We start from the raw sequence: 24,856 nt of genomic DNA, 5'->3' as shown, positions 1-24,856 counted from the left end.
GTCAACGAATTTGACGATGTTCTATATCGGCAGGTAGCGCACCTTTGCCCCCGCAGGCAGCGCGGGATCGTCGGGCGGGCGCACCAACAAGGCGTTGGCCTGTGCCAGAACGCTCAGCAGAGAACTGTCCTGATCGGCACAGGCGCGGATGCCGTTCTCGTCGAGGATTGCGCGCATATAGTGCTCGCGCGGGCCGTTCGGCGACAGCGGCTCGACCAGGGTGGCGGTCCTGAACGGTGTCACAACCGAATCCAGACCCAACATGCGCCGCACCATCGGAGCCAGGAACAAATAGCCGCAAACCATTGCGCTGACGGGATTTCCGGGCAGACCGACCATGGCCGTATCGCCCATCCGTCCGGCCATCAGGGGTTTTCCGGGCCGCATTCTGATCTTGTAGAACGACCGTTCCATCCCCAGCGCCTGGGACACGTCGGACACCAGATCATAGTCGCCGACCGACGCGCCGCCGATTGTCACCACCAGATCAGCGCCCTCGGCCAGACCAAAGGCGGTTTCAAGCGACGATACCGTATCCTGCGCGATGGGCAGGACGCGGACATGTGCGCCAAGCCCTTCCAGCAAGGCTTTCAGTCCGAACGTATTCGAGGCGATGATCTGGTCAGGGCCGGGCGTTTCGCCGGGCATGACCAACTCATCACCGGTCGAAATCAGCGCGACCTGAGGTTTCCGCGTCACCGGTACCATTGCGATGTTCATGGCGGCCATCAGGGCGGCATCTTCGGGGCGGATCAGACGCGGGGCGGTGATTTTGGTACCCTTGGCAAAATCCACCCCGGCGGGCCGGATGTTGGTTTTGGGGCCGGGGGCGTCGGTTATGGTGATCAGGTCGCCCCGGCGATCCACATCTTCCTGAATAGCAATGAAATCAGCACCTTCCGGCACCGGCGCGCCGGTGAAAATGCGCACAGCCTGACCCGGCCCGACACGTCCATCGAAGCGATTGCCCGCAGCGGATTCCCCTACGACTTTGAACATGGCATGCAGTTCAACCTCAGCCGCTTTGACCGCGTATCCATCCATGGAAGAGGCCGCAAAGGGCGGCTGGTCGCGCGTCGCTGCGACGTCTTCGACCAGGACCCGGCCTGCGGATTGGGCCAGTGGCACATGCTCGACCGGCAGCGGAGCAACCAGATCGAACAGCAGGGCGCGGGCGTCTTCAACGGTGATCATTGCGCTTCGTAACGCCCCGATTTTCCGCCATCTTTCAAAAGGACCCGAATACCGCCGATCTCCATCGCCTTGTCCACGGCTTTGGTCATGTCATAGACCGTCAGCGCGGCGGTCGAGACGGCCGTCAGCGCCTCCATCTCAACCCCGGTCTGGCCCGAGGTCTTTACGGTGGCTTCGATCTGAACGCCCGGCAGATCAGGGTCCAGCGTCAGCTCCACGGCAACCTTGGTCACCGGCAAAGGGTGGCAAAGGGGGATCAGGTCAGGCGTTTTCTTGGCCCCCATGATTCCGGCCAGTCGCGCAACGCCCAGAACATCGCCCTTCTTGGCGCGACCTTCTGAAATCAAATCAAAGGTTTCTTGCGCCATCTTGATGTGCCCTGCGGCCACCGCCACACGGTCCGTCACCTCTTTATCCGAGACATCGACCATATGGGCCTGACCTTGCGCATCGAAATGGGTGAGCGGCATCACATCGCTCCGGGGATCAGCGGGTTTGACAGGATGTGCCGGGTCGCGGCGGTCACGTCGTCCTGACGCATCAGGCTTTCGCCGATCAGGAAACACCGCGCGCCGTAACGGGCGATATCGGCCAAATCCTCGGGCGCGCCCAGACCGCTTTCGCAGACGATCGTCCGGTCTCCTGGAACCAGCTTCGACAACCGCCGGGTCGTATCAAGAGTGGTCTCGAACGTCTTGAGATTGCGGTTATTTATCCCGATCAGAGGGCTTTTCAACTGCGTCGCGCGCTCCAACTCGGCCGCGTCATGAACCTCGATCAGAACGTCCATGCCCCAGTCACAAGCGGTTTGTTCCAGTTCGGCGGCCTGAGCATCCTCGACCGAGGCCATGATGATCAGGATACAATCTGCCCCCAATGCGCGCGCTTCGACGACCTGATAGGGGTCATACATGAAATCCTTGCGCAGGGCGGGCAGGTTGGTGGCGGCACGGGCTGCGGTCAGATAGTCTTTGGCGCCCTGAAAGCTTGGCGTGTCCGTCAGCACCGACAAACAGGCCGCGCCGCCATCTTCATAGGCTTTCGCCAGAACCGGTGGATCAAAATCCGGACGGATCAGACCTTTCGAGGGGCTGGCCTTTTTGACCTCGGCAATCAGTCCATACCCGGTGCGGGACGCATCGTGCAGCGCTGCAGCAAAGCCGCGAACCTCGGGCGCTTCGCGCGCCTCGCTTTCCAACTCGTCCAGCGATTTTTGCGCCTTGTCCGCTGCGATCTCTTCCAGCTTGTAGGCTTTGATTTTGTCCAGAACAGTCTCGGTCATGCGGCTTCCTGTGTGATCCGCGCCAGGGCGGTTATTTTCTCTTTTGCTTTGCCACTGTCGATGCTTTCGGCAGCCTTTTCAACGCCTTCGCGCAGGTCCGAGGCCGCCTCGGCCACGACCAGAGCGGCTGCCGAATTCAGGAGAACGGCGTCGCGATAGGCCGACGGCGCGCCCTCCAGCAAGGCGCGAAAAGCGGTGGCGTTTTCCTCGGGCGTGCCGCCGATGATGTCCTCGAACGGGTGCACAGGCAGGCCCGCGTCTTCCGGGTGCAGTTCAACCTCTTTGACGGTATCGTCTTCCAACGCGGCAACCCAGCTGACGCCGGTAATGGTCAACTCATCGGTGCCGTCCGAGCCATGGACCAGCCATGCACGGTCGGAACCCAACAGACCCAGCGTCTCTGCCATCGGTCGGATCAATTCGCGCGAGAACGCGCCGGTCAACTGGCGCTTGACGCCCGCCGGGTTGGTCAGCGGCCCGAGAATGTTGAAGATCGTGCGCGTCCCAAGCTCTTGCCGCGAGGGCATGACATGGGCAATGGCCGGGTGGTGCATTGGGGCCATCATGAAGCAGATACCGGCCTCATTCAGCGCCTTTTCAACCACTTGTGGGCCAACCAGCACGTTGATTCCCATCTGGCCCAACGCATCCGCCGCGCCGGATTTGGAACTGAGATTCCGGTTGCCGTGCTTGGCCACGGTGACACCGGCCCCCGCCACGACAAAGGCCGTCGCGGTCGAGATGTTCAGGGTTCCCTTGCCGTCACCGCCGGTGCCCACGATGTCCATTGCACCCGCAGGTGCGGTCACGGCGTTGCACTTGGCGCGCATCACAGCGGCGGCGGCGGCGTATTCGTCCACGGTTTCGCCCCGCGTGCGCATCGCCATCAGTAGCCCGCCAATCTGGCTGGGGGTGGCTTCGCCGTCGAACAGAATGCCAAAGGCCTGTTCCGCCTCGGCACGGGTCAAAGGCCGATCAGCCGACGCGCCGATCAGTGGTTTCAATGCGTCGCTCATGCGGGGACTTTCAGTTCTTGCAGGAAGTTCTTGAGCAGGGCGTGGCCATGCTCGGATGCGATGGATTCCGGGTGGAACTGGACGCCGTGAATGGGCAGTTCCTTGTGTTGCAGCCCCATTATGGTGCCGTCTTCCAGTTCCGCCGTGATCTCAAGGCAGTCCGGCAGCGTCTCACGCTCGACGATCAGGGAATGGTAGCGGGTCGCTTCAAAGGGTGAGGGCAGTCCGGCAAAGACGCCTTTGCCGGTATGTTTCATCGTGCCCATCTTGCCGTGCACGATCTCATGGCAGCGCACGACCCTACCGCCAAAGACCTGTCCGATAGTCTGATGGCCCAGACACACACCCATAAGGGGTGTCTTTGTCTCGGCAGCGGCTTCGGTCAGGGCCAGGCAAATCCCGGCCTGATCCGGGTCGCAGGGGCCGGGGCTGAGCAGGATGCCGGCGGGGTTCATCGCCATGGCTTCCTGCACATCCAGCGCATCGTTGCGGCGAATGACCATTTCGGCCCCAAGTTCGCCCAGATAATGCACCAGGTTGTAGGTAAACGAGTCGTAGTTGTCGATCAGCAGCAGCATTTGGGCACTTATCTTCGCTTGGGCATTTCAGGCTGGCGATGCAGCCCCCGGCCACGGTATAATGTCGGGACATACATGCTCAGGCTTGTGCGGCAGCGTCAAGAGGACATCCCGTTCCCGGCGCGTCATCAGGCCAAGCGTCGCAGCAGACGGCGTCGGGATGGGCAAAGCAGTAAACAGGCGAAAGGCACTGGTCATGGGCGGATTTATCGGGGGAATGGTCGCGGGCGCGGTCGTTGTTTTGATTCTGGGCACGGTACTGTCGTTGCAGGCGCCGTTGGCTCAGCGAACCGCGGTCACGACCGAAGCGCCGCAACCCGAAGACGTGGCGACATCCGAGGCCCCGGAAGGTGTGGCCGAGACCGGATCGGATGCGGATCTGGTCGAAGTGCCCCCCGCTGCGCCAAATGTTGCCGAGTACCAAGAAGAGGACGCAGCCGATCTGTCAGGTCTTGAGGCCGAGGCAGATGCCCAACCTGTGATCACGGATCCGGCGCAACAGGCCGAACAGCCTGATCCTGCGGTGTCCGAGGACGTCGCGGTGCTGACGGATCCGCCCGCCGCGCCACAACTGCCGGGGGCAGCGCCGCAGGCCCCTCAGGACGATAGCCAACCGCTGGTGATCGATGAGACACCCGCGCCGCCTGCAAACGAAGATGTGGCTGGACTGGAACCCCAGCCAGAACCGGCGCAATTGCCGGGCACGTCCAACGAGGACACCGAAGAGAACCCGTTTGAAAACAGCCCGATTGCCGTTGAAGGCGATGAGGATGTTTTGCCCCGGACCTTGCCGCGTCTTGCAGCGCTGCCTCAGATCGGGGGGGAGGGTGAGACCAGCACCAGCTCAATCATTGGTAAACGCGTTGTTCCCCTGACTGAACGGGACGATCCGCCAGCGACGGATACACCAAGCACGGACGCGGCAGGTACGGATGGATCGATTGCCATCGCGGTCGGAAAGCCCATCGAGGCGTACGCCGCGTCGTTCGATAACCCCGAGGCCAAACCGCTGATGTCGATCATTCTGATCGATGACGAGGACGCATTTGGAGCCGAGGCGCTGCAGGATTTTCCCTATCCGATCAGCTTCGCCGTCAGCCCGTCCGACCCGAATGCAGCCGAGAAGATGGCCCGCCACCGAGCCGCCGGGTTCGAGGTGATGGCCTTGGTTGATCTGCATGAGGCGGCCAGCGCACAGGATGCCGAGGTTTCGATGGCCGTGTGGCTTGAAGCGCTGCCGGAAACCGTGGGTATTCTGGAAGGGGTCGATACCGGCATTCAGGGCAATCGCAAACTGGCCGATCAGGTGGCCGAGATTGCGGGTGTGACGGGCCGGGGGCTGATCACGCAGGATAACGGGTTGAACACGGTCCAGAAGATCGCGGCCCGCAACGGTGTGCCGTCGGGCGTGGTGTTCCGCGATATCGACGGGGCGCGTCAGGACCCCAAGATCATGCGTCGGTTCCTGGACCAGGCCGTGTTCCGCGCCGGACAGGAAGGCACGGTTGTGATGCTGGGTCGCGTGCGGCCCGAGACGATCTCGGCCCTGTTGCTTTGGGGATTGGAAGATCGCGGCAATCGGGTTGCGATGGCCCCGATCTCGGCCGTCATGATGCGCGAAGTGCAGTAAGATAAAGAAAGGCGGCTGATCCGGGATCGCCGCCTTTTCTTATTAGTTGCCGCTGCCGGTGAACCGGGCAGAATCTGCCGCAGCCCGTCGGATCGCATTGGATTTGTGGACTGTCTCCATATACTCAGCCTCTGGGTCGCTGTCGTAAACAACGCCGCCACCGGCCTGAATATAAAGCTTCTGATCCTTCACGATCGCTGTGCGCAGGGCGATGCACATATCCATATCGCCGCCCGCGCTGAAATAGCCGACACCGCCGCCATAGACGCCGCGCTTTTCCGGCTCCAGCTCGTCGATGATCTCCATCGCGCGGACCTTGGGCGCGCCCGAGACGGTCCCCGCAGGCATCCCGGCAAAGAAGGCATCCAGCGCGTCTTTGTCCTCGGCCAGTTCGCCAACCACGTTCGAGACGATGTGCATCACGTGGCTGTAGCGTTCGATGATGAACTCTTCGGTTGGACGTACGGTGCCGATCTTGGCAACGCGGCCTGTATCGTTGCGGCCCAGATCCAGCAGCATCAGATGCTCTGCCAGTTCTTTCTTGTCAGCCAGCAGATCGACCTCGTTTGCCTTGTCTTCTTCGGGCGTCGCGCCGCGTGGGCGGGTGCCTGCGATGGGGCGAATGGTGACTTCGTCGCCGAAGACGCGCACCAGAATCTCCGGGCTTGCGCCCACAACCTGAAAGCCGCCGAAGTTGAAGTAAAACATGAAGGGCGAGGGGTTGGTGCGGCGCAGCGAGCGATAAAGCGCAAAGGGCGGCTGGGGAAAATCCTGCGTCCAGCGCTGCGCCGGGACGACCTGAAAAATGTCGCCCGCGCGAATGTATTCCTTGGCCTTTTCAACGGCTTCCATATAGCCGGATTTGGTGAAGTTCGACACGGGCGGCGCAACCTCGGACGCGTCCCCCAGATCGCGGGTCTCGGCAGGCATGGCGCGTTCCAGATCGCGGACCGCGTCCATCACACGCTCAGCCGCTTGGGCATAGGCGGCCTTGGCGGATTGCCCCTCACTGACCCAGGCGGGCGAGACAACGGTGACCTCGCCCTTCACACCGTCCAGCACCGCGATGACCGACGGGCGCAGCATGATGGCGTCCGGCAGACCCAGCGGGTCGGGGTTCACGTCCGGCAGATATTCGACCAGACGCACCATGTCGTAACCCAGATAGCCGAACAGCCCGGCGGCGGCCTGCGGCAGATCGTCGGGCAGGGCGATACGGCTTTCCGCTAGCAACGCGCGCAGGTTGTCCATCGGGTTGCCGTCCTGAGGCGTAAACGCCTCGGCATCGAATCGCGCCGAGCGGTTCAGTTCAGACACTTCACCCTGGCAGCGCCAGATCAGATCCGGCTTCATCCCGATGATCGAATAGCGCCCGCGCACCTCTCCGCCAGTGACGGATTCCAGCATGAACGCGTCTTTCTGCGCGCCGGTCAGTTTCAGCATCAGCGAGACCGGCGTATCCAGGTCAGCGGCGAGCCGAGTGTAGACGACCTGGTTTTCGCCCGCTTCATAGGCGCGGGCGAAACTATCGAAATCGGGGGTCAATGCCATCTTGGTCTCGTTTAATAGCTTGCCTGCACGGCGTTCAGGGCTTGCTGATCGACCACAGGGCGGGCCCGTGTTTGCGCATCGCGCACATAGGCGTCAAAGATATTCTGGGCCAGTGCCTGATCCAGTTGAGCGGTCAGTGCTTCCTGCACCTGACGCAGTTCGTCGGTCTCGGCCGGGGGCAGAATCTCATCCAGACGCACGATCATGGCCGCTTCGTTGCCGCTGATCACGCGCAGCTCACCTGGTTCCATTTCGAACACTTCGGCCATGAAGCTGGGCGGCACATCGTCCAGAAACGCGGTGCGGGTCAGGGCGTTTTCGACGCGGAACGGCAAGCCGGTTGCAGTGAAATCGCCGTCGGTAGCCAATTCCACCAGGACCGAGGCCGCCTGATCCAGCAGTGCCTTGTTGGTTTCTGCAGCAGTCCAAGCAGCGGCGACGCGATCACGCGCGCTGTCCAGCGGTTCAGGGCGCGGCGGCAGTTCTTCATCCAATCGCAGGGCAAAGATCGAGCCGTCCTCAAGAAAGCCGATCTCGGGGAAGTCGCCTTCGCGCACGGCTTCGGCGGCGGTGCGGAACCCGTCATAGGCGGCAACGCTTTCGTCGCTGTCGCCGGTCCAGTTGATCTGGCCCAATTCCATCTCGGTCTCGGCAACCAGTTCTTCTAGTGTCGCACCACCGGCCAGCATGTCGTTGATGTCTTCCGACTGCGCCTCGATCAGACGGCGGGCGCGGTCCGAGGCGATTTCTTCGCGCAGGGCCGGTTCGGCGTCTTCAAACGGAGTGTTGTTTGCGGCCAGTGATCCGTTGATGCGGAACAGGGCAGGGCCGAAGACCGACGGCAACGGGCCGACAACCGCGTCCAGTTCGGCGGCAAACACCGCATCGGCGGCTTCGCCCAGATCATCGCGTGTGACGTCGCCCAGATCAATATCGCTCAGCTCCAACTCGCGGTCGCGAACCAGTTGTTCGAAAGTCGTACCGCCGACTTCAAGCTGCGCCTTGGCATCATTTGCGGCTTCTTCGCTGGGGAAGTTCAGACGCTCGACCAGACGGCGTTCGGGTTGCTGGAACTCGTCCGCGCGCTGATCGTAGAGGCGGCGCAGCGTGTCCTCGTCAACCTCGACCGTGTCCACCAGCATCTCGGGCGACAGGATGGCATAGGTCAGGCTTTTGGTACGAGGCAGGGTGAACTGATCCGTGTTCTCATCGTAGTAAGACTGAACCTGATCTTCGCTCGGCTCGGCGACCGGCGTGGTCAGCGTGTCAACGCCAAGCGTGGCCACGGTAAAGCTGCGGCGCGCGCCGATATAGTCGACCATGGTTTCGGTCAGGGTTGCGGGCATCTTCACGCCACCAGTCACAGCGGCTTGAATGATCGTGCGCGAGGACTCCTTGCGCAGATCGTCTTCGAACTCGGTATCGGTCATGCCGATCTGTTCCAGCTGGAACCGATAGGCTTCGCGGTCAAACGTGCCGTTCACGCCCTGAAAGGCCGGGATCGACACGATCTCTTCCTGCAGGTTTTCATCCCCGATCGAGATGCCAAGCTGAGCGACCTCGTTGTCCAAAGCGGCCAGCGCAGTCAGGCGCGACAGGGCCAGTTGGTCCAGCCCAAATTCACGGGCCTGAGACATTTGCAGCGGCTGACCGGTCTGCGCCTCGACGGCGCGGATTTCGCGCTGAAGCTCGCGCACATAAGCCTCGACCGAGACGCTTTCGTCGCCCACTTGCGCCACGGTCCGCACCGTACCGCTGAGATTGGTTGCGCCAAAGCCTGCGAGACCTACGAACAGAAGGCCCATCAGTATCCAGACAAAGGTTTTTGAAAGACTGTTCTTGCCTGCAGCCATAATGCCCTCTTGGTGTTTTTGGCAGGTCTCTGCCCTGTTGGTCGGGGCCCTGAATACGACGCGTGCCGCCGGGGGGCAAGCTTAGAAGGAAAGCGCCTGCAAACGATCGAACAACCGGCCGATTCCGGCCCGGTCCAGATTGGCAAAAGCCACACGGACCTGCCGTTCCCCGGCAGGGTCGCCTGCGGGCATGAACATGGTGCCCGGCAACAGCAGAATACCTGCTTCGGGGACCAGACGACGGGCCAATTCATCCGAGGGCATGTCGAACGGATGTTCGAGATAGGCGAAATAAGCGCCCAGCCCCAAAAGCCGCCAGCCTTTTGCCGTCAGTGCCTGCATCCCCTCAGCGATGGCAGCGCGGCGGTCGAGGATTTCGTCGCGCTCACCTGCCAGCCACTGGTTCAGGTTCTGCATCCCCCATAGGGCCGCAAACTGGCCGATCTGGCCGGGGCAAATCGCAACGGTGTCCAGAAATTTCTCGATCTCGGCCAGCAAGGCCGCGCTGGTCGCAATGGCGCCAACTCTGTGCCCGGTCAGGCGGTAGGCTTTCGAGAAGGAATAGAGATGCACCAGCGTCTCGTCCCAGCCGGTCTGTTGGAACAACTCATGCGGCGGGCCATTGCGGCTGTCGAAATCGCGATAGGTTTCGTCGACCAGAAGGTAGATGCCAGCCTCGCGCGCCAGATCATAGAAGGCGCGGACCAGATCAGCCGGGTACTCGACCCCGCCGGGATTGTTGGGCGTGACCAGGGAAATCGCGCGCGTCTTGTCGGTGATCAGAGCGCGCGCCTGATCCGGGTCGGGCAGCAGATCCTCACCGGTGGGCAGATCGATAGCTTGCACGCCTGCCATGTCCAGCCACATTTTGTGGTTGAAATACCAGGGGGTTGGCAGGATCACCTCATCCCCCTGATCGGTGATGGCCGAGATGACGGCTGAGAAGGCCTGATTGCAGCCCGAGGTGATCGCAACCTGTTCCGGCATCACAGTGGCGTCGTAATGATCTCCGATCTGGTTGGCCAGTTCGGTGCGCAGATCGTCATTGCCCAAAACGGGTCCGTAGAGATGCGCGCTGTCCTGCTGCACCGTGAAGTCGGCCATGGCCTGCCGCAGGGCCAGCGGCGGAGGATCCACCGGCGCGGCCTGGCTGACATTGATCAGAGGGTGATCATCGGGAAATGTGACGCCGTCCAGCCAACGCCGCGCCTCCATCACCGGGGGTGGGAAGGTGGCGCTGGTGCGGGTCTGGGTCATGGCGTGCCGATCTTTTGCGAGGCTCTGCCTCGCGCTCCGAGGTATTTTTAAACAGAAGAAGGGATCAGTCGGTGCCGCGATAGGGCTCGACATATTGCAGGGCCATATCCCACGGGAAGAAAATCCAGGTGTCCTGGCTGACCTCGGTGATGAACGTGTCCACCATTGGGCGGCCTTTGGGCTTGGCGTAAACGGTGGCGAAATGCGCCTTGGGATACATGGCGCGTACCAGTTCCAAGGTTTTGCCGCTGTCGACCAGATCGTCGATGATCAGAACACCTTCGCCATCTCCCATAAGCGCCGCATCTGGGGCTTTCAGAACTTCGGCCTCGCCCTGTTCCTGATGGTGGTACGAGCGGACGCTGATTGTATCGACGGTGCGAATATCAAGCTCGCGGCTGACGATCATTGCCGGGGCCATGCCGCCACGGGTGATCGCAACAACCGCGCGCCATGCGCCGTCATCGGGGCCTTGCCCGTCCAGCCGCCACGCCAAAGCGCGCGAATCGCGGTGGATCTGATCCCAGCTGATGTGAAATCCCTTTTCGTGGGGCAGGCGGTCCTTGGCGCTCATGTCTTTAGCCTTTCTCGACGTCCGGGGCATCGACGGCCTTCATGCCGACAATGTGATAACCCGAATCCACGTGCAGGTTTTCCCCGGTCACACCGCCGGACAGGTTCGACAGCAGATACAGCGCCGAATTGCCCACATCGTCGATGGTCACGTTGCGGCGCAGGGGCGAGTTATACTCGTTCCACTTCATGATATAGCGGAAGTCGCCGATGCCGCTGGCGGCCAGCGTCTTGATCGGACCGGCCGAGATCGAGTTCACGCGGATGCCGTCCTTGCCCAGATCTTCGGCCAGGTATTTGACCGATGCCTCAAGCGCCGCTTTGGCCACGCCCATCACGTTATAGTGTGGCATCACCTGTTCTGCGCCGTAATAGGTCAGCGTGATCGCGCTGCCGCCTTCGGACATCATCTTTTCGGCCCGTTGCATCACAGCGGTAAAGGAATAAACCGACACATCCATGGTCAGTTTGAAATTCGCCCGGCTGGTGTCGACATAGCGACCGCGCAATTCGTTCTTGTCGGAAAATCCGATGGCATGAACGACGAAATCCAGCTTGCCCCATTTTTCTTCCAGCGCGGTGAACAGCGCATCGATCGATGCTTCGTCACTTACGTCGCAGGGCAGGACAACCTCGCTTCCCAACTGAGCCGCCAATGGATCGACGCGCTTTTTCAGAGCATCGCCCTGATAGGAAAAGGCCAGCTCGGCCCCGGCGTCGGACAAGGCGCGGGCGATTCCCCATGCGATTGATTTGTCATTGGCCAGTCCCATGATGAGGCCGCGTTTTCCGGCCATCAACTGATTTGACATGTTTGGTTCTCCGCCTGTCTTCGCGATGTGTTGCGTTGGTTTATGCCATTGGGTGCGCTGCATCAAGGCCGTGCACCCTTGCCCGCAGCAGGTTCTCGCCTTAGGTTCGGGGACAATACTTTCCAGGGGATGGAAATGACCGAGCGTGATGGCATCTTTGCTGGCTCCGATCCGTTTGAAATAGCGGCTCGGTGGTTAGGCGAGGCTGAAAAGACTGAATCAAACGACCCCAATGCAATTGCCCTGGCAACTGTCGATGCGGATGGCATGCCCAACTCGCGCATGGTTCTGTTGAAAGATATTGAACCGAATGGTTTTGTTTTCTACACAAACTATGAAAGCAAAAAGGCGTCCGAGTTGGACGGTGCAGGGAAGGCCGCTTTTGTCATGCACTGGAAATCATTGCGGCGTCAGATCCGAGTTCGTGGTACAATCACCCGCGAAGATGGGCCGAAAGCGGATGAATATTATGCATCCAGGTCACTGAAAAGCCGGTTGGGGGCTTGGGCATCGCGGCAATCACAACCGCTCAGCAGTCGGGCCGCGCTGATGGCCGAGGTCGCCAAGGTGACGGCAAAGCACGGTCCTAATCCAGCAAGGCCACCGTTTTGGGGAGGGTACAGATTAGCGCCAACCGAAATCGAATTCTGGGCTGACGGGGCGTTTCGTCTGCACGACAGATTCAGGTGGCAACGGGAAAAGCCGGATTCGGCGTGGCATGTGGAAAGGTTGAATCCATGACGTTCACGTGTCGCGAAATGCAACAGTCAGAAAATAAACGACTTTTTCAGCTTGAAATTGTGGGTCATTCCCATAAACAACAAACCCTTAACGAACTGCTAAAATTCGCGATGGGAAAACAGTGCCAGAAGATCTGAACAACATGTATCGCGTCCGGGGACACGTAAAATGGTTCGATCCCGCAAAGGGATACGGATTTGTTGTGTCTGACGAAGGCGGTCCGGATATTCTGTTGCACGTGAACGTGTTGCGCAATTTCGGTCAAAGCTCGGTCGCGGACGGGGCAGGGATCGAGATCATGACCCATCGCACCGATCGCGGCGTTCAGGCGGTCGAGGTGATCAGTGTTGATCCGCCTGCACGCACGGACTCGATGCTGCTGGCTGATTTTGCCGAACTTGATCCTGACGTGATCTCTGACGCCCCGCTGGTGGCGGCGCGGGTCAAATGGTTCGACAAGGGCAAGGGCTTTGGTTTTGCCAATGTCTTTGGTCGCGGCGAAGATGTGTTCCTGCATATCGAGGTTCTGCGCCGCTCGGGCCTTGCGGATCTGCAGCCGGGCGAGGCGCTGGCCATGCGGGTGATCGATGGCAAGCGCGGGCGCATGGCGGCACAGGTCCTTGCCTGGGAAGCCGCGCTGGACGACTGACCCTTTCATGATGCGCTGCCTTACCGTTCCTGCCGTGATCCTTACGATGTGGGCCGGAAACGTGTTTGCCGAATGCCGGCCTGACCGAGTCGAATTGAAAAACGATCAGGCGCAGATTCGGTTCGACGTCGAGCTTGCCGTTACCCCGCAAGAACGATCCCGCGGCCTTATGTTCCGCGAACACCTTGCGAACCGGTCGGGCATGTTGTTCGTGTTCGATCCGCCGCAGCCGGTTGTGTTCTGGATGAAGAATACTCTGATACCGCTCGACATCATCTTTCTGGACAAGACCGGAGCCGTGACGCGCGTGCATCAAGGGGCCATTCCGGGCGATTTGACCCCGATTGAAGGGGGCGATGCCGTGTTTGCGGTGTTGGAAATCAACGCCGGTTTGTCCGCACGATACGGGATCGAGGCGGGAACCCAGATGCGGCACGAAATTTTTTCGCAGGGCCCCGCAATTTGGCCCTGTTAGGGCTTTTCAAATCAGATCGGCATCGTTAGGAAGGCGCACGGTCCGGGGCGTGGCGCAGTCTGGTAGCGCACCTGTTTTGGGTACAGGGGGTCGTAGGTTCGAATCCTGCCGCCCCGACCACTTTCTTCCGTTCAGGTCGGCGAGCCACCCAACGCGCGGTAAAGCGTGCTCATCGTCTTGTCCAATTCTTCGCTTTCCACCGGAACCTCAACTTTTGATCCGTTTTTCTGCGGCACTTCAAATACCAAGGACGCATCGACCCTGTAGCCGCCCGAGGTTTTGGTCGGGATCAGCCGCATGATGCTTTTGGGCAGGTCCTGAGGATCCCCGTCGTAGTTCAGAATCAGGAACGCGGTCGCTTCGGGCGGCAAAAACTCGCTGCACGCAAAACCGCGATCCCCGAGTTTTTGAAAGGTTTCGCCGGGGCCGGAACAGCTGGCTTCGAAGGTTTCGAACAGGCGCGTGGGGTAGGTTTCGAACTGCGCGCTGCGTGACGCATCGGGCACATCTTGTTGTGTGCAGGCCACGATCAGGGCCAGTGCCGGGAGAAAGCGAAACGGCTGCATCTTCTTGTAAGCCCTCAATCATTTGCGTTTTTGTCACGCGCCGGATTTGCCGGATTGCAAAGGCGCGGGATGATTCTGTTTCAACCTAGCCAGTCGGGCGTTGGTTGATCAAACGCTGATAACTGTGCTGGTAAAAACAACAATTCCATTTTGAGAGATTTGGGTTCGGCGGAATTTCGCCGTGGATCATTCTGTGGAGGAATCGCAGCACCGGGTCCCGAGGCCTTTGTCGGGGATCGGGTCAACACAAAAGATTTCAAAAATGACCCAAAAATGCCGTTGACGATCTATGGTGAGATACGTCAGATTGTATGAGCCGAACAAGACGCCACTACATCTGGTATGAAATCCGGGGACGGCGCGGGCGAGGGACGGAACGCACACCAAAGAAATGTGCAACCGCTAAGACGGTTATGTGTTGCCACGGGCAACGCCTGATCTTCTGCGTCTGTCAGGTTCGGCATGGTGGTGGGCCCGGTATTTCATGGGTCTGACGCTGGGTAGACGGTCATTAATTCGAAGGCAGCGGACATGAAAATTGAAAGAAAATTCACCAAACCGGGGCAGGACGCATACGCAGATCTTGATTTCGTGTCTGCAACATCAGAGATCCGGAACCCCGACGGAACCATCGTTTTTCGGTTGGACAACATCGAAGTTCCGTCAAGCTGGAGCCAGGTGGCCAGCGACGTCATTGCGCAGAAATACTTCCGCAAGGCCGGTGTTCCGTCCAAGCTGAAGAAAGTAAAAGAGAAAGACGTCCCCGAATTCCTGTGGCGCTCGGTTCCTGCCGATGGCGCTGAATTTGATGGTGAGACGTCCTCGAAGCAAGTGTTCGACCGTCTGGCAGGCGCGTGGGCCTATTGGGGCTGGAAGGGCGGCTATTTCTCGGATGAAGAGGATGCGCGCGCGTATTTCGACGAGATGCGCTATATGCTGGCGACCCAGCGTGCCGCGCCGAACTCGCCGCAGTGGTTCAACACCGGTCTGCACTGGGCCTATGGCATCGATGGCCCGGCGCAGGGGCACCATTATGTCGATTACAAAACCGGCAAGCTGACCAAATCGAAATCCGCTTATGAACACCCGCAGCCGCATGCCTGCTTCATCCAGTCCGTCGATGATGATCTGGTGAACGAAGGCGGCATCATGGATCTGTGGGTGCGTGAAGCGCGCTTGTTTAAATACGGCTCGGGCACCGGCACCAACTTCAGCCATCTGCGGGCCGAAGGCGAGGCGCTGTCGGGTGGCGGCAAATCCTCGGGCTTGATGGGCTTCCTCAAGATCGGCGACCGCGCTGCGGGTGCGATCAAATCAGGCGGGACAACCCGTCGGGCAGCGAAGATGGTGATCGTCGATGCGGATCACCCGGATATCGAGCAGTTTATCGAATGGAAGGTGATCGAAGAGCAGAAAGTGGCCTCGATCGTTGCCGGATCGAAGATGCACGAGAAGATGCTGAACGGCATTTTCGAGGCCATCCGGTCCTGGGACGGGGCTGCCGATGACGCCTATGATCCGAACGCAAACGACGCCCTGAAAAAGGCGGTGCGTGAGGCTAAAAAGGTCGCGATCCCCGAGACTTATATCAAGCGCGTGCTGGATTACGCCAAGCAGGGCCACGACAGTATCGAGTTCCCGACCTACGACACCGACTGGGATTCCGAAGCCTATAGCTCGGTCTCGGGCCAGAACTCGAACAACTCGATCCGCGTGACCAACGCGTTCCTGACCGCCGTTGAAAAAGACGCCGATTGGGAGTTGATCAACCGCACCGACGGCAAGGTCGCCCGAACCGTGAAAGCGCGTGATCTGTGGGAAAAGGTCGGCCACGCCGCATGGGCCTGTGCTGATCCGGGCATCCAGTTCCACGACACCGTTAACGAGTGGCACACTTGCCCCGAAGATGGTGAGATTCGCGGCTCGAACCCGTGTTCGGAATATATGTTCCTGGATGACACGGCTTGTAACCTGGCCTCGATGAACCTGCTGACCTTCCTGAAAGACGGTGAGTTCCAGGCGGAGGATTATATGCACGCCTCGCGTCTGTGGACCCTGACGCTGGAAATCTCGGTAACCATGGCGCAGTTCCCGTCGAAGGAAATCGCGCAACTGTCTTATGACTTCCGCACACTGGGCCTGGGTTACGCCAATATCGGCGGTTTGCTGATGAACATGGGCTACAGCTATGACTCGGACGAAGGCCGGGCGATCTGTGGTGCGCTGACCGCGATCATGACCGGCGTGGCCTACGCGACCTCGGCCGAGATTGCAGGCGAACTGGGTCCGTTCAAGGGCTATGAGCGCAACGCTGATCACATGCTGCGCGTCATCCGTAACCACCGCCGTGCGTCGCAGGGTGTGACGGATGGCTATGAGAAACTGGCGGTCAAGCCGGTGCCTCTGGACCACGGCAACTGCCCCGATAAACGTCTGGTCGATCTGGCCATGTCCGCCTGGGACGAGGCGCTGAGCCTTGGTGAGAAGAACGGCTATCGCAACGCGCAGGCCACTGTGATCGCGCCGACCGGGACCATCGGTCTGGTGATGGATTGCGACACCACCGGGATCGAGCCGGACTTTGCGCTGGTCAAATTCAAAAAGCTCGCGGGCGGCGGTTACTTCAAGATCATCAACCGCTCGGTGCCCTCGGCGCTGGAAAAGCTGGGCTATTCCTCGTCTCAGATCGAAGAGATTGTGGGCTACGCGGTTGGTCACGGCACCATCGGCAACGCGCCGGGGATCAACCACACCTCGCTGACCGGTCATGGTTTTGGCCCCAATGAGTTGGCCAAGGTGGACGCCGCGCTGGAAAGCGCGTTCGACATCCGGTTCGTCTTCAACCAGTGGACACTGGGTGAGGACTTCTGCACCGGCGTTTTGGGCATCCCGGCGACCAAGCTGAACGACCCGACCTTTGACCTGCTGCGCCATCTGGGCTTTACCAAAGCAGATATCGACGCGGCCAACGACCACGTTTGCGGAACCATGACGCTGGAAGGCGCGCCGCACCTGAAAGAGGAACACTATTCGATCTTCGACTGCGCCAACCCGTGCGGCAAGAAAGGCAAGCGTTTCCTTGGGGTTGATAGCCACATCACCATGATGGCCGCGGCGCAAAGCTTCATCTCGGGTGCGATCTCGAAAACGATCAACATGCCGAATGACGCGACCATCGAGGATTGCCAGAAGGCATACGAACTCAGTTGGTCGCTGGGTGTAAAAGCCAACGCGCTCTATCGTGACGGCTCGAAACTGTCGCAGCCTCTGGCGGCGGCGCTGGTCGAGGATGACGACGAGGCGGCAGAGGTGCTGGAAAGCGGATCGACGCAGGAAAAAGCCGTCGTTCTGGCCGAGAAGGTGATCGAGAAGGTTGTAGTCAAGGAAATGATCCGCAGCCATCGCGAGAAACTGCCGCATCGCCGCAAGGGCTATACCCAGAAGGCGATCGTGGGTGGCCACAAAGTCTATCTGCGCACCGGCGAGTTCGAAGACGGCAAACTGGGCGAGATTTTCATCGATATGCACAAGGAAGGCGCTGGCTTCCGGGCGATGATGAACAACTTTGCCATCGCGGTCTCGGTTGGTCTGCAATACGGCGTGCCGCTGGAGGAATTCGTCGACGCCTTCACCTTCACCAAGTTCGAACCGGCGGGGATGGTGCAGGGCAACGACTCGATCAAGAATGCGACCTCGATCCTGGATTACATCTTCCGCGAACTGGCCGTGTCCTATCTGGACCGCACCGATCTGGCCCATGTGAAACCTGAAGGCGCAAGCTTTGACGATCTGGGGCGCGGTGAGGAAGAGGGCGTCTCAAACGTCTCGGAAATCAGCGACAGTGCTGCGTCTAAGTCTCTGGAAGTGCTGAAACAAATCAGCTCGACCGGGTATCTGCGCAAGCGTTTGCCGCAGGATCTGGCGGTGTTCAACGCGGGTCAGGCCGAACTGAACGGCATGGCGGAAACTGCAGCGGCCTTCGATACCCCGGTCGCGGAAACAGCCGTGGCAACCGGCATGGACGCCCGCACCAAAGCCAAGATGCAAGGCTACGAGGGCGACCCGTGCGGCGAATGCGGAAACTACACGCTGGTGCGCAACGGCACCTGCATGAAGTGCAACACCTGCGGCGCGACAAGCGGGTGTAGCTGAGTTCAGCGCCCCGGCACCCCGGGGCGCAGGGGTCGGATAGCTGCCACAGGTACCGACCCCGACGAATACGGAGAATGGTCGCAAGACTTACCAAAGACCTTTCTCCACTTGGCCGACATGCCCGTGTTGGCCGCAAACAGGGTGGGGCGGAATATTTGCTCCCTCCCACTCTTTCACGGGGCGGGTGCGCTCGCCCCATGCGCAGTCCAGGCCGCAGGCAAAAAATACCGGGCGGTCAACGAAATGAGCCTGGAAGGCGAAACTGACAGGGGGCTTCGGCCCCCTTTCTTTTTTGTTGCGCCGAGTCGCCTCTTATCAGCAAGCCCTTGCCGGATCGGCTGCATTTCGTCGGGCAAGAATCGCCGACTGGCGGGTTGCGCGTTTCGTCCAGCAAGGGATTGCGGACCCGACTCGGGGAAAGTCGCAAAGAATGGCGCGAAATCCCGCAGTTCAGGTCAATGGGGTGACCAGAACCGGGTTGAAGGTGTTTGTAAGACCTGTCCGGACGCAAACACGAAAAACTCACTCAGGAGGCACTAACATGAAACCGCAAAATCTGGCCGTTATTTCGGCAATCGCACTCGGGCTGCCCGCGCTGGCATTGGCGCAATCGGCGGCGGACACGAACGGGGATGGCGTGCTGACCATCGACGAAGTGCAGGCCGTCGTGCCCGAGGTGGACGCCGATACCTTCTCGGCCATGGATGCCAACGGCGACGGCGCGTTGGATCAGGACGAAGTCGCAATCGCGCAAGAGGCCGGATTGCTGCCCAACAACGGGTAATCCGGCATGACAAAAGGCGGTCCGACCTCCATCGGACCGCCTGTTTTCAATATGTTACGCGGGCAAGTGAATGTTAAACTTGCTGCGCAGTTCCGCATCCAGAAGCGGATCAAAGCGGGCAGGCGAAGGCATCCCGAGGATTTCTTCCTTCCGCGCGGTGGCCTTGTCCAGCAAATCCGGCTTGCCCAGTTCAGCCCATTCTTTTGGCGACGTCCGATCCCCGAAGGTGGGATAGACGTAATCGACCTGCATCCGGCTAAGCGTGGCGTCGGTTCCAAGATAATGCCCGGGGCCGCCCATGCAGACCTGAGCAATCTGGTCCAGAGCGAGCGTTTCGTCATTGACCTCGATCCCGCGAACACAGCGCTGCGCCTGTCCGATCAGATCGTCGCTGAGGATAAGGCTTTCGAAACAGAAACCCAGCAGCGAGGCGTGCATACCGGCGGATTCATACACCATGTTCAGCCCGGACAATCCGGCCATGACGTTCGAGCACATCTGCTCCCACCCGGCCTGCATGTCGGGCATTTTTGAATCCGAAGCACCCGCAGCAGCGCCGCCCGGCAGGTCGTAGAACTGATGCATCTGGGCGCAGCCTGCACTTAGCAGTGCCTGCTCTCCGGACCCAATGGACATGGCACCGGTCCGCAGGTCCAGACCGAAAGGCCAGGTGCCAAAAATCGCGGGTGCGCCTGGCTTTACGGCGTTTACATAAACCAAACCGGCAAGACATTCTGCCGTTGCCTGAGTGATGGCGCCGGCGATGGTCGAAGGCGCGGTGGCCCCGGCCATGCCTGCGGACAGCAACAAAACCGGCATTCCGGCCTTGATGCACTCCTCCATCACTTCGCAGCTTTCGGTGGCGAATTTCATTGGAGGAACGACAAAGCAGTTCGAATTGGAAACAAAAGGCCGCTCGCGCCACTTGTCCTCGCCACCTGCAATCATGTGCAGCATCTCCATGGCCGGGGCCACGTGCGACGGCTCGGTAAACGAGGTGCCGATATGCTTGTAAGTTCCTGAACAGGCAGCATAAACCGTGTTGTAGTCCATTTCCATGTTGTCGAGAATGTCGCGACACACCATCGGACGCTGGACAAAGTGGATGTTGTCGAGCTGCTGGCAAATCCGCGCCGCGTCATGCAGATCCTGCACGGTTGAATCGCGGTATTCGCGGCCATGGACGTCAACCATGCTGACAGCGGCCCCGGCGGTGCCATAGTGGACCTTGGTCCCGGTCAGATCCAGATCGTGCTGCCCGTCGCGGCTATATAGGGTGATCGAACGGTTTGCCTTGGCGATCGTATCTTCGACCAACGCGCGGGGAAAACGGATGCGCCCATCATCGCCCAGCGTACATCCTGCACCAACCAGATAGTCGATCCCGCTTTGCGGGGCGTCGGCAAGGCCAATGGTTTCAAGGGCTTGCAGCGCGGCGTTGTGAATTTTCTCGATCTGCGCCTGGGTCAGGGGCTTGTATGTTCCACCCTCCATGCCGGGGCGGATCGGGCGCAGATGCTCGGGCAGCGCCGAGGCACGGGCTGCGCGGCGCGCAGAGCGCCCACCGCTGCGAGAGGTGTTACGGGGTTGGTCATTCATGTCAGGGGTCCGGTCTTTGGAATCAGTCTTGAGTGTGAAGGATCAAGACAGCTGCGGACGCCCGCGCGCCGCACGTCCGCGATCCGCACCGATGGTGCGGCTGATCAGACGTATTTTCCAAATTTCGTTCGGCATGGAACCCCGCTATTCGTGATCGCAATAGTTGCAGCGAAGGGCGACGCGATCTGTCCCGTTTGCGACGCGGTGGTAAAAAACCGGCAGGTTTCGAAGCGGGCCTCGCGAGATAGGTGTCAGAGTCAGATTTTCTCCCGTCAGGGAAGAAATCTGTTATAGTTTATTAACTTATTGCTGAATAACTCGTGAAGTGAATTGAATTTCGGTCCCTGTAGACCACCTGTTATGTGAAGCCTGTTGCCGCTTATTTTGGATTGAGCGTGTCCTGATGACGGAGATGAAATCGCTTTCGGCCCTGATTGTCTGGATGACAATCGCCAGTGTCGGTCCCGCCTTTGCGCAGGACTGGACCGGGGCCTATGCCGGTTTCAGTTTCGGATACGCCGAGGCGGATGGCCCGGCTGGGTCCAGCGGCGACAACACCGTCTTTGGGGCGCATATCGGGTACGATCAGGATTTTGGCAATTTCGTGTTGGGCGGCGAACTGGAATATAACCGTTTGTCCCTGAACCTGAGTCAGGATCAGGGAAGTCTGGACAGCATGACCAGCGTCAAGCTGCGCGGTGGTTACGATTTTGGTGGCGCCTTGGGATATGTTGTTGTCGGCGCCGCCCGCGCAGAGACCTCAGCCGACAGCGATACGGCGGCTGTCTATGGGATTGGCGTGGCCTATCCGATTGGCGAGAATTTTATCATCAGCGGTGAGGCATTGCGCCAGAACTTTGACGATGTGACCCGGTCCGAAGGGGGCCTTGGGTCGAACGTTTTCAATCTGCGCACAACCTTCCGGTTCTAGGCCGGTTACTCTGCCGCCCGTTGATCCGCCAGATTGGCCGCACACTCACATAGGATCTGCAAGGCCGAAGCAAATCGGTCGTCATCCACCGTCATGGCAACACGAATGTGACCAGCAGCAGCGCGTCCAAAACTTTCACCCGGCATCACGGCAATCGCGTGTTGATCCAGCAGGGCATTCGCAAACTCTTCACCACTCAGCCCGGTCGCGCGCACGTCCAGCATCAGGTACATCGCGCCTTGTGCGGGGACGAGGCCAACTGTTTGCTGCCGGGCCAAAATCTCTTTGGCCAGCGCGCGGCGACGGCGGAAAGGGGCGGCGATTTCAGCCTCTAACTCGGTTCCCGCATTCAGGGCAAAACTGGCCGCGTCCTGAACGAAACCGGGCACCCCGTAAGTGGTATGTGTTGCCAGATTGATCAGATGTGAAATCACCTCTTCCGGGCCCACGATCCAACCGCAGCGCGAGCCGGTCATGGCATGAGATTTTGACATCGAGCCAACGACCAGCGTCCGCTCGACCATGCCGGGCAGGGCGCGGGGCGAAATGTGCTCACCTTCCCAAATCTGCGTATCATAGACCTCGTCCGAGATCAGCCACAGGTCGCGGCGGGTGCATAATTCGGAAATGTTTTCAATCGTTTCGCGGGAATAGACAACGCCAGTGGGATTGTTGGGTGAGTTGATCAGCAAGGACACGGCCCCATCTGCGACCGCATCAATATCTTCAGCGCGGGGCTGAAAGGCATTGTCGGCCGACGTTTGAACGGCGCGCGCAATGGCTCCGGCACCGCGGATCGTGCCGGGGTAGGTCGCGTAGTAGGGATCAAGGTAAAGACCCAAATCCCCCGGATCACAGACTGCGGTATGCGCCGCGAACAGGGCGGCTTGTCCGCCGGGGGTGATCAGCACGTTGTTGCGGGACGTGGGCACGCCGGTCCGCATCTGAACCCGTGCTGCCACCGTGTCGCGCAAAAGATCGGTGCCAGGCACCATGGCATAGCCGGTATGGCCGGACCGCGCCGAAAGATCCATGGCTTGCAGGATCGAGGCATCGGTGCGGATGTCATGCTCGCCAATCGTCAGTTCGGTTACAGCGTGACCCTCGCTGATCATGCGACGCGCGCGGTAGAACACGTCCCACCCGTCGCTGCCGCCGCCGGTAAGATGCGTGATGCGATTTGACAGTTTCATGCAATGCCCCTGTTTGTCTTGACGCTGAATGGGGCAGAGCCGTCAGCGAAAGTCAATCAGCTTCGCGCGGGCAGGGTGGCCTGAAGTTTCTTGGTGAGCGATGCGCGCACCAGATCGTACGAAGCGGCCAACCGATGCCGCATCTCTTCCTTATCCGCATCAAAGGGCAGGCGCACCCAACTGCGGTGAAAATACGGAGCCTTTACCCCGACACCCGCATCGATCAGCATCTGCGCCGTTTCGATGTCCGGTGTCTTGACCGAGACACCGTCATTTGCGGTGCCGATGCAGGCAAACATCTTGCCGCCCACCTTCCAGGCGTCATGGCCGCCGCCCCAGGGGTCCGACCATTCGGCCCCCGGCAGGTCGCGGCATACGGAGTTGACGAAATCCCGGCTCATGGTCGCAGAGTGCAGGGGAAGGTCCGCAAACTCAAGCCTTGGCTTGGCGCGTGACGCGTGTTATGCCAAGCGCCATGAACCGGATGAACTGCATCATTATCTGCTGCATTACCTGCTGATTTATCAAGCGGGCCGGTTTCTTTCGTTTTCATCTCTGAGACAAGTTGCTAAGCCCGCGCCAACGCGCAAGCTTTAGGAGCCCGAGTGATGACGACAATCAAGCTGCACAACACACGGACGCGGACGAAGGAAGATTTCGTTCCGATCGATGCCGAAAACGTGCGGATGTATGTCTGTGGACCCACCGTCTATGACCGGGCCCATCTGGGCAACGCGCGGCCGGTGGTGGTGTTCGACACGCTGTATCGGGTGTTGCGTCATGTCTATGGCTCGGATCATGTGACTTACGTGCGCAATTTCACCGACGTAGACGATAAGATCAACGTGACCGCGCTGAAGCGCAAACAGGCCGGGGCCGAAGGGTCTCTGGAGCAGTTGGTCCACGAACGCTCGGATGAGACCATCGGGTGGTATCTGCACGATATGGGCGCGCTTGGGACGCTGGAACCGAACCAGATGCCACGCGCAACTGAGTTTATCCCTCAGATGATCGAGATGATCGAAGACCTGATCGCCAAAGGCCACGCCTATGCGGCCGAAGGTCATGTGCTGTTCGCGGTGGACTCGTGGAAGGACAACTATGGCAAGCTGTCGGGCCGGTCGGTCGATGACATGATCGCGGGCGCACGGGTCGAGGTTGCGCCTTACAAGAAAAATCCGATGGATTTCGTGCTGTGGAAGCCCTCGACCGATGAGCTGCCGGGGTGGGAGTCGCCCTGGGGCAGGGGTCGTCCGGGCTGGCATATAGAATGCTCGGCCATGAGCTATGAGTTGCTGGGCGACAGTTTTGACATCCATGGTGGCGGCAACGATCTGATGTTCCCGCACCATGAAAACGAGATCGCGCAAAGCTGCTGCGCGCACCCCGAGGGTGAGTTCGCTCGGGTCTGGATGCACAATGAGATGCTGCAGGTCGAAGGTAAGAAAATGTCCAAGTCGCTGGGCAATTTCTTCACCGTGCATGACCTGTTGGAACAGGGCGTGCCGGGTGAGGTGATCCGCTTTGTGTTCCTGCAGACCCATTATCGCAAGCCGATGGACTGGACCGAGAAGAAAGCGCGTGAGGCCGAAGCAACGCTGCGCAAGTGGCGGGCGCTGACAGCGGGCATCGAGCCCGCCGCCAGCGCGGCACCCTCGGTGGTCGCAGCACTTGCGGATGATCTGAATACAGCGGGTGCCATCACCGAGTTGCATCGTCTGGCATCGGAAGGCGACGCGCCGGCCTTGCTGGCGAGTGCGCAGTTGCTTGGTCTGTTGATGGATGATCTGGGCGCGTGGGCAACTTCGGAGGCGATGGACTTTTCCGCCTATGAAGAACTGCTCGCCTCGGCGCGCGCGGCGGCCATGGCCAGCAAGGATTTTGCCGAGGTTGACCGGTTGAAATCCCTATTCATCGCCGCTGGTCTTGAGGTGCGCATGAGCAAAGAAGCCGTTGAGTTGGTTCCCGGTTCGGAATTTGATCCATCGAAACTGGAGAGCATCTAACAAAGCGTACCGCC

22 protein-coding genes and 1 tRNA gene are annotated in these 24,856 nt (G+C 60.0%); 9 read left to right on the top strand and 14 right to left on the bottom strand.

Annotation, left to right across the window (positions count from 1 at the left end; all coding sequences use genetic code 11):
• Positions 1–21: 21 nt before the first annotated feature.
• From ACR0KX_RS08120 to ACR0KX_RS08100, 5 genes are read right to left on the bottom strand one after another with little or no spacing between them, the layout of a single operon-like run.
• Complete coding sequence (locus ACR0KX_RS08120) at positions 22–1,194, bottom strand: molybdopterin molybdotransferase MoeA (RefSeq protein WP_170621860.1); 1,173 nt, start codon at positions 1,192–1,194, stop codon at positions 22–24.
• Positions 1,191–1,664, bottom strand: coding sequence for a cyclic pyranopterin monophosphate synthase MoaC (moaC, locus tag ACR0KX_RS08115; RefSeq protein WP_170450363.1), 474 nt, complete (start codon positions 1,662–1,664; stop codon positions 1,191–1,193). Before moaC ends, ACR0KX_RS08120 begins: the two co-directional genes overlap by 4 nt.
• A complete protein-coding gene (trpC, locus tag ACR0KX_RS08110; protein WP_480708236.1) occupies positions 1,664–2,476 on the bottom strand; it encodes an indole-3-glycerol phosphate synthase TrpC in 813 nt (270 codons plus the stop codon). Before trpC ends, moaC begins: the two co-directional genes overlap by 1 nt.
• The gene (trpD, locus tag ACR0KX_RS08105; RefSeq protein ID WP_170621858.1) at positions 2,473–3,492 is read right to left on the bottom strand and encodes an anthranilate phosphoribosyltransferase; all 1,020 of its coding nucleotides are present in this window, start codon (positions 3,490–3,492) and stop codon (positions 2,473–2,475) included. Before trpD ends, trpC begins: the two co-directional genes overlap by 4 nt.
• Positions 3,489–4,070, bottom strand: a complete 582-nt coding sequence (locus tag ACR0KX_RS08100; RefSeq protein ID WP_170450369.1) for an aminodeoxychorismate/anthranilate synthase component II — start codon at positions 4,068–4,070, stop codon at positions 3,489–3,491. Before ACR0KX_RS08100 ends, trpD begins: the two co-directional genes overlap by 4 nt.
• 160 nt (positions 4,071–4,230) lie before the next feature.
• On the opposite strand from ACR0KX_RS08100, the gene ACR0KX_RS08095 reads away from it, so the two are divergent.
• Positions 4,231–5,700, top strand: coding sequence for a divergent polysaccharide deacetylase family protein (locus ACR0KX_RS08095; RefSeq protein ID WP_480626050.1), 1,470 nt, complete (start codon positions 4,231–4,233; stop codon positions 5,698–5,700).
• 42 nt (positions 5,701–5,742) lie between these two features.
• Here the strand turns inward: ACR0KX_RS08095 and trpE are convergent, their stop codons facing one another.
• The 5 genes from trpE to fabI form a co-directional block, all read right to left on the bottom strand.
• Positions 5,743–7,251, bottom strand: a complete 1,509-nt coding sequence (trpE, locus tag ACR0KX_RS08090; protein ID WP_170450373.1) for an anthranilate synthase component I — start codon at positions 7,249–7,251, stop codon at positions 5,743–5,745.
• A gap of 11 nt (positions 7,252–7,262) precedes the next feature.
• Positions 7,263–9,104: a peptidyl-prolyl cis-trans isomerase gene (locus ACR0KX_RS08085; protein WP_170621857.1), complete on the bottom strand. Its 1,842-nt coding sequence runs from the start codon at positions 9,102–9,104 to the stop codon at positions 7,263–7,265.
• An 81-nt stretch (positions 9,105–9,185) separates the two neighbouring features.
• Positions 9,186–10,361, bottom strand: a complete 1,176-nt coding sequence (locus ACR0KX_RS08080; RefSeq protein ID WP_170621856.1) for an aminotransferase — start codon at positions 10,359–10,361, stop codon at positions 9,186–9,188.
• 64 nt (positions 10,362–10,425) lie between these two features.
• Complete coding sequence (gene gpt, locus ACR0KX_RS08075) at positions 10,426–10,935, bottom strand: xanthine phosphoribosyltransferase (RefSeq protein WP_170450379.1); 510 nt, start codon at positions 10,933–10,935, stop codon at positions 10,426–10,428.
• A 4-nt stretch (positions 10,936–10,939) separates the two neighbouring features.
• Positions 10,940–11,746 carry an enoyl-ACP reductase FabI gene (fabI, locus tag ACR0KX_RS08070; protein ID WP_170450381.1) on the bottom strand — a complete coding sequence of 269 codons (807 nt, stop codon included), beginning with the start codon at positions 11,744–11,746 and terminating at the stop codon, positions 10,940–10,942.
• Between the two features lie 135 nt (positions 11,747–11,881).
• On the opposite strand from fabI, the gene pdxH reads away from it, so the two are divergent.
• From pdxH to ACR0KX_RS08050, 4 genes are all read left to right on the top strand, one after another.
• A complete protein-coding gene (gene pdxH, locus ACR0KX_RS08065; protein ID WP_170450383.1) occupies positions 11,882–12,487 on the top strand; it encodes a pyridoxamine 5'-phosphate oxidase in 606 nt (201 codons plus the stop codon).
• A gap of 142 nt (positions 12,488–12,629) precedes the next feature.
• Positions 12,630–13,136, top strand: a complete 507-nt coding sequence (locus tag ACR0KX_RS08060) for a cold-shock protein (RefSeq protein WP_480626273.1) — start codon at positions 12,630–12,632, stop codon at positions 13,134–13,136.
• Positions 13,137–13,143: 7 nt separating this feature from the next.
• Positions 13,144–13,611 carry a DUF192 domain-containing protein gene (locus ACR0KX_RS08055; RefSeq protein WP_480708233.1) on the top strand — a complete coding sequence of 156 codons (468 nt, stop codon included), beginning with the start codon at positions 13,144–13,146 and terminating at the stop codon, positions 13,609–13,611.
• A 43-nt stretch (positions 13,612–13,654) separates the two neighbouring features.
• Positions 13,655–13,731 (top strand) — tRNA-Pro (locus ACR0KX_RS08050).
• An 11-nt stretch (positions 13,732–13,742) separates the two neighbouring features.
• On the opposite strand, the gene ACR0KX_RS08045 is transcribed toward ACR0KX_RS08050, so the two are convergent.
• Complete coding sequence (locus ACR0KX_RS08045; RefSeq protein ID WP_170450388.1) at positions 13,743–14,177, bottom strand: hypothetical protein; 435 nt, start codon at positions 14,175–14,177, stop codon at positions 13,743–13,745.
• Positions 14,178–14,708: 531 nt separating this feature from the next.
• Here ACR0KX_RS08045 and ACR0KX_RS08040 point away from each other — a divergent pair.
• A complete protein-coding gene (locus ACR0KX_RS08040; RefSeq protein ID WP_170621855.1) occupies positions 14,709–18,329 on the top strand; it encodes a vitamin B12-dependent ribonucleotide reductase in 3,621 nt (1,206 codons plus the stop codon).
• 541 nt (positions 18,330–18,870) lie between these two features.
• Positions 18,871–19,113 carry an EF-hand domain-containing protein gene (locus ACR0KX_RS08035; protein WP_170450391.1) on the top strand — a complete coding sequence of 81 codons (243 nt, stop codon included), beginning with the start codon at positions 18,871–18,873 and terminating at the stop codon, positions 19,111–19,113.
• Between the two features lie 54 nt (positions 19,114–19,167).
• Here the strand turns inward: ACR0KX_RS08035 and ACR0KX_RS08030 are convergent, their stop codons facing one another.
• A complete protein-coding gene (locus ACR0KX_RS08030) occupies positions 19,168–20,712 on the bottom strand; it encodes a trimethylamine methyltransferase family protein (RefSeq protein ID WP_480581034.1) in 1,545 nt (514 codons plus the stop codon).
• A gap of 403 nt (positions 20,713–21,115) precedes the next feature.
• Between ACR0KX_RS08030 and ACR0KX_RS08025 the strand changes: the two genes are divergently transcribed.
• Positions 21,116–21,643 (top strand): outer membrane protein, encoded by a 528-nt coding sequence (locus tag ACR0KX_RS08025; protein WP_480581036.1) that lies wholly within the window; start codon positions 21,116–21,118, stop codon positions 21,641–21,643.
• A 5-nt stretch (positions 21,644–21,648) separates the two neighbouring features.
• On the opposite strand, the gene ACR0KX_RS08020 is transcribed toward ACR0KX_RS08025, so the two are convergent.
• Together ACR0KX_RS08020 and ACR0KX_RS08015 are read right to left on the bottom strand one after the other, a co-directional pair.
• Positions 21,649–22,836, bottom strand: coding sequence for a pyridoxal phosphate-dependent aminotransferase (locus ACR0KX_RS08020; protein ID WP_170621853.1), 1,188 nt, complete (start codon positions 22,834–22,836; stop codon positions 21,649–21,651).
• A gap of 56 nt (positions 22,837–22,892) precedes the next feature.
• Positions 22,893–23,237, bottom strand: a complete 345-nt coding sequence (locus ACR0KX_RS08015; protein ID WP_170450396.1) for an MmcQ/YjbR family DNA-binding protein — start codon at positions 23,235–23,237, stop codon at positions 22,893–22,895.
• Between the two features lie 207 nt (positions 23,238–23,444).
• On the opposite strand from ACR0KX_RS08015, the gene cysS reads away from it, so the two are divergent.
• On the top strand, positions 23,445–24,842 hold the full coding sequence (cysS, locus tag ACR0KX_RS08010) for a cysteine--tRNA ligase (protein ID WP_170621852.1): 1,398 nt from the start codon (positions 23,445–23,447) through the stop codon (positions 24,840–24,842).
• The last annotated feature ends 14 nt before the right edge of the window (positions 24,843–24,856 follow it).

The sequence above is a fragment of the Ruegeria sp. BG5 genome, from assembly GCF_056538425.1.
The sequence above is the reverse complement of the archived record's forward strand: the minus strand, read 5'-3'. Positions and strand labels throughout refer to the sequence as shown.

Excerpts from the sequence above, each read along its gene's own strand:
- trpD (WP_170621858.1), bottom strand. The coding sequence starts at position 3,492 with ATGAGCGACGCATTGAAACCACTGATCGGCGCGTCGGCTGATCGGCCT.
- ACR0KX_RS08020 (WP_170621853.1), bottom strand. The coding sequence starts at position 22,836 with ATGAAACTGTCAAATCGCATCACGCATCTTACCGGCGGCGGCAGCGAC.
- ACR0KX_RS08100 (WP_170450369.1), bottom strand. The coding sequence starts at position 4,070 with ATGCTGCTGCTGATCGACAACTACGACTCGTTTACCTACAACCTGGTG.
- ACR0KX_RS08085 (WP_170621857.1), bottom strand. The coding sequence starts at position 9,104 with ATGGCTGCAGGCAAGAACAGTCTTTCAAAAACCTTTGTCTGGATACTG.
- ACR0KX_RS08055 (WP_480708233.1), top strand. The coding sequence starts at position 13,144 with ATGATGCGCTGCCTTACCGTTCCTGCCGTGATCCTTACGATGTGGGCC.
- ACR0KX_RS08080 (WP_170621856.1), bottom strand. The coding sequence starts at position 10,361 with ATGACCCAGACCCGCACCAGCGCCACCTTCCCACCCCCGGTGATGGAG.
- ACR0KX_RS08040 (WP_170621855.1), top strand. The coding sequence starts at position 14,709 with ATGAAAATTGAAAGAAAATTCACCAAACCGGGGCAGGACGCATACGCA.
- cysS (WP_170621852.1), top strand. The coding sequence starts at position 23,445 with ATGACGACAATCAAGCTGCACAACACACGGACGCGGACGAAGGAAGAT.
- ACR0KX_RS08120 (WP_170621860.1), bottom strand. The coding sequence starts at position 1,194 with ATGATCACCGTTGAAGACGCCCGCGCCCTGCTGTTCGATCTGGTTGCT.
- gpt (WP_170450379.1), bottom strand. The coding sequence starts at position 10,935 with ATGAGCGCCAAGGACCGCCTGCCCCACGAAAAGGGATTTCACATCAGC.
- ACR0KX_RS08025 (WP_480581036.1), top strand. The coding sequence starts at position 21,116 with ATGACGGAGATGAAATCGCTTTCGGCCCTGATTGTCTGGATGACAATC.
- ACR0KX_RS08095 (WP_480626050.1), top strand. The coding sequence starts at position 4,231 with ATGGGCAAAGCAGTAAACAGGCGAAAGGCACTGGTCATGGGCGGATTT.
- ACR0KX_RS08015 (WP_170450396.1), bottom strand. The coding sequence starts at position 23,237 with ATGAGCCGGGATTTCGTCAACTCCGTATGCCGCGACCTGCCGGGGGCC.
- moaC (WP_170450363.1), bottom strand. The coding sequence starts at position 1,664 with ATGCCGCTCACCCATTTCGATGCGCAAGGTCAGGCCCATATGGTCGAT.
- trpE (WP_170450373.1), bottom strand. The coding sequence starts at position 7,251 with ATGGCATTGACCCCCGATTTCGATAGTTTCGCCCGCGCCTATGAAGCG.
- fabI (WP_170450381.1), bottom strand. The coding sequence starts at position 11,746 with ATGTCAAATCAGTTGATGGCCGGAAAACGCGGCCTCATCATGGGACTG.
- ACR0KX_RS08035 (WP_170450391.1), top strand. The coding sequence starts at position 18,871 with ATGAAACCGCAAAATCTGGCCGTTATTTCGGCAATCGCACTCGGGCTG.
- ACR0KX_RS08030 (WP_480581034.1), bottom strand. The coding sequence starts at position 20,712 with ATGAATGACCAACCCCGTAACACCTCTCGCAGCGGTGGGCGCTCTGCG.
- ACR0KX_RS08060 (WP_480626273.1), top strand. The coding sequence starts at position 12,630 with ATGTATCGCGTCCGGGGACACGTAAAATGGTTCGATCCCGCAAAGGGA.
- pdxH (WP_170450383.1), top strand. The coding sequence starts at position 11,882 with ATGACCGAGCGTGATGGCATCTTTGCTGGCTCCGATCCGTTTGAAATA.
- ACR0KX_RS08045 (WP_170450388.1), bottom strand. The coding sequence starts at position 14,177 with ATGCAGCCGTTTCGCTTTCTCCCGGCACTGGCCCTGATCGTGGCCTGC.
- trpC (WP_480708236.1), bottom strand. The coding sequence starts at position 2,476 with ATGACCGAGACTGTTCTGGACAAAATCAAAGCCTACAAGCTGGAAGAG.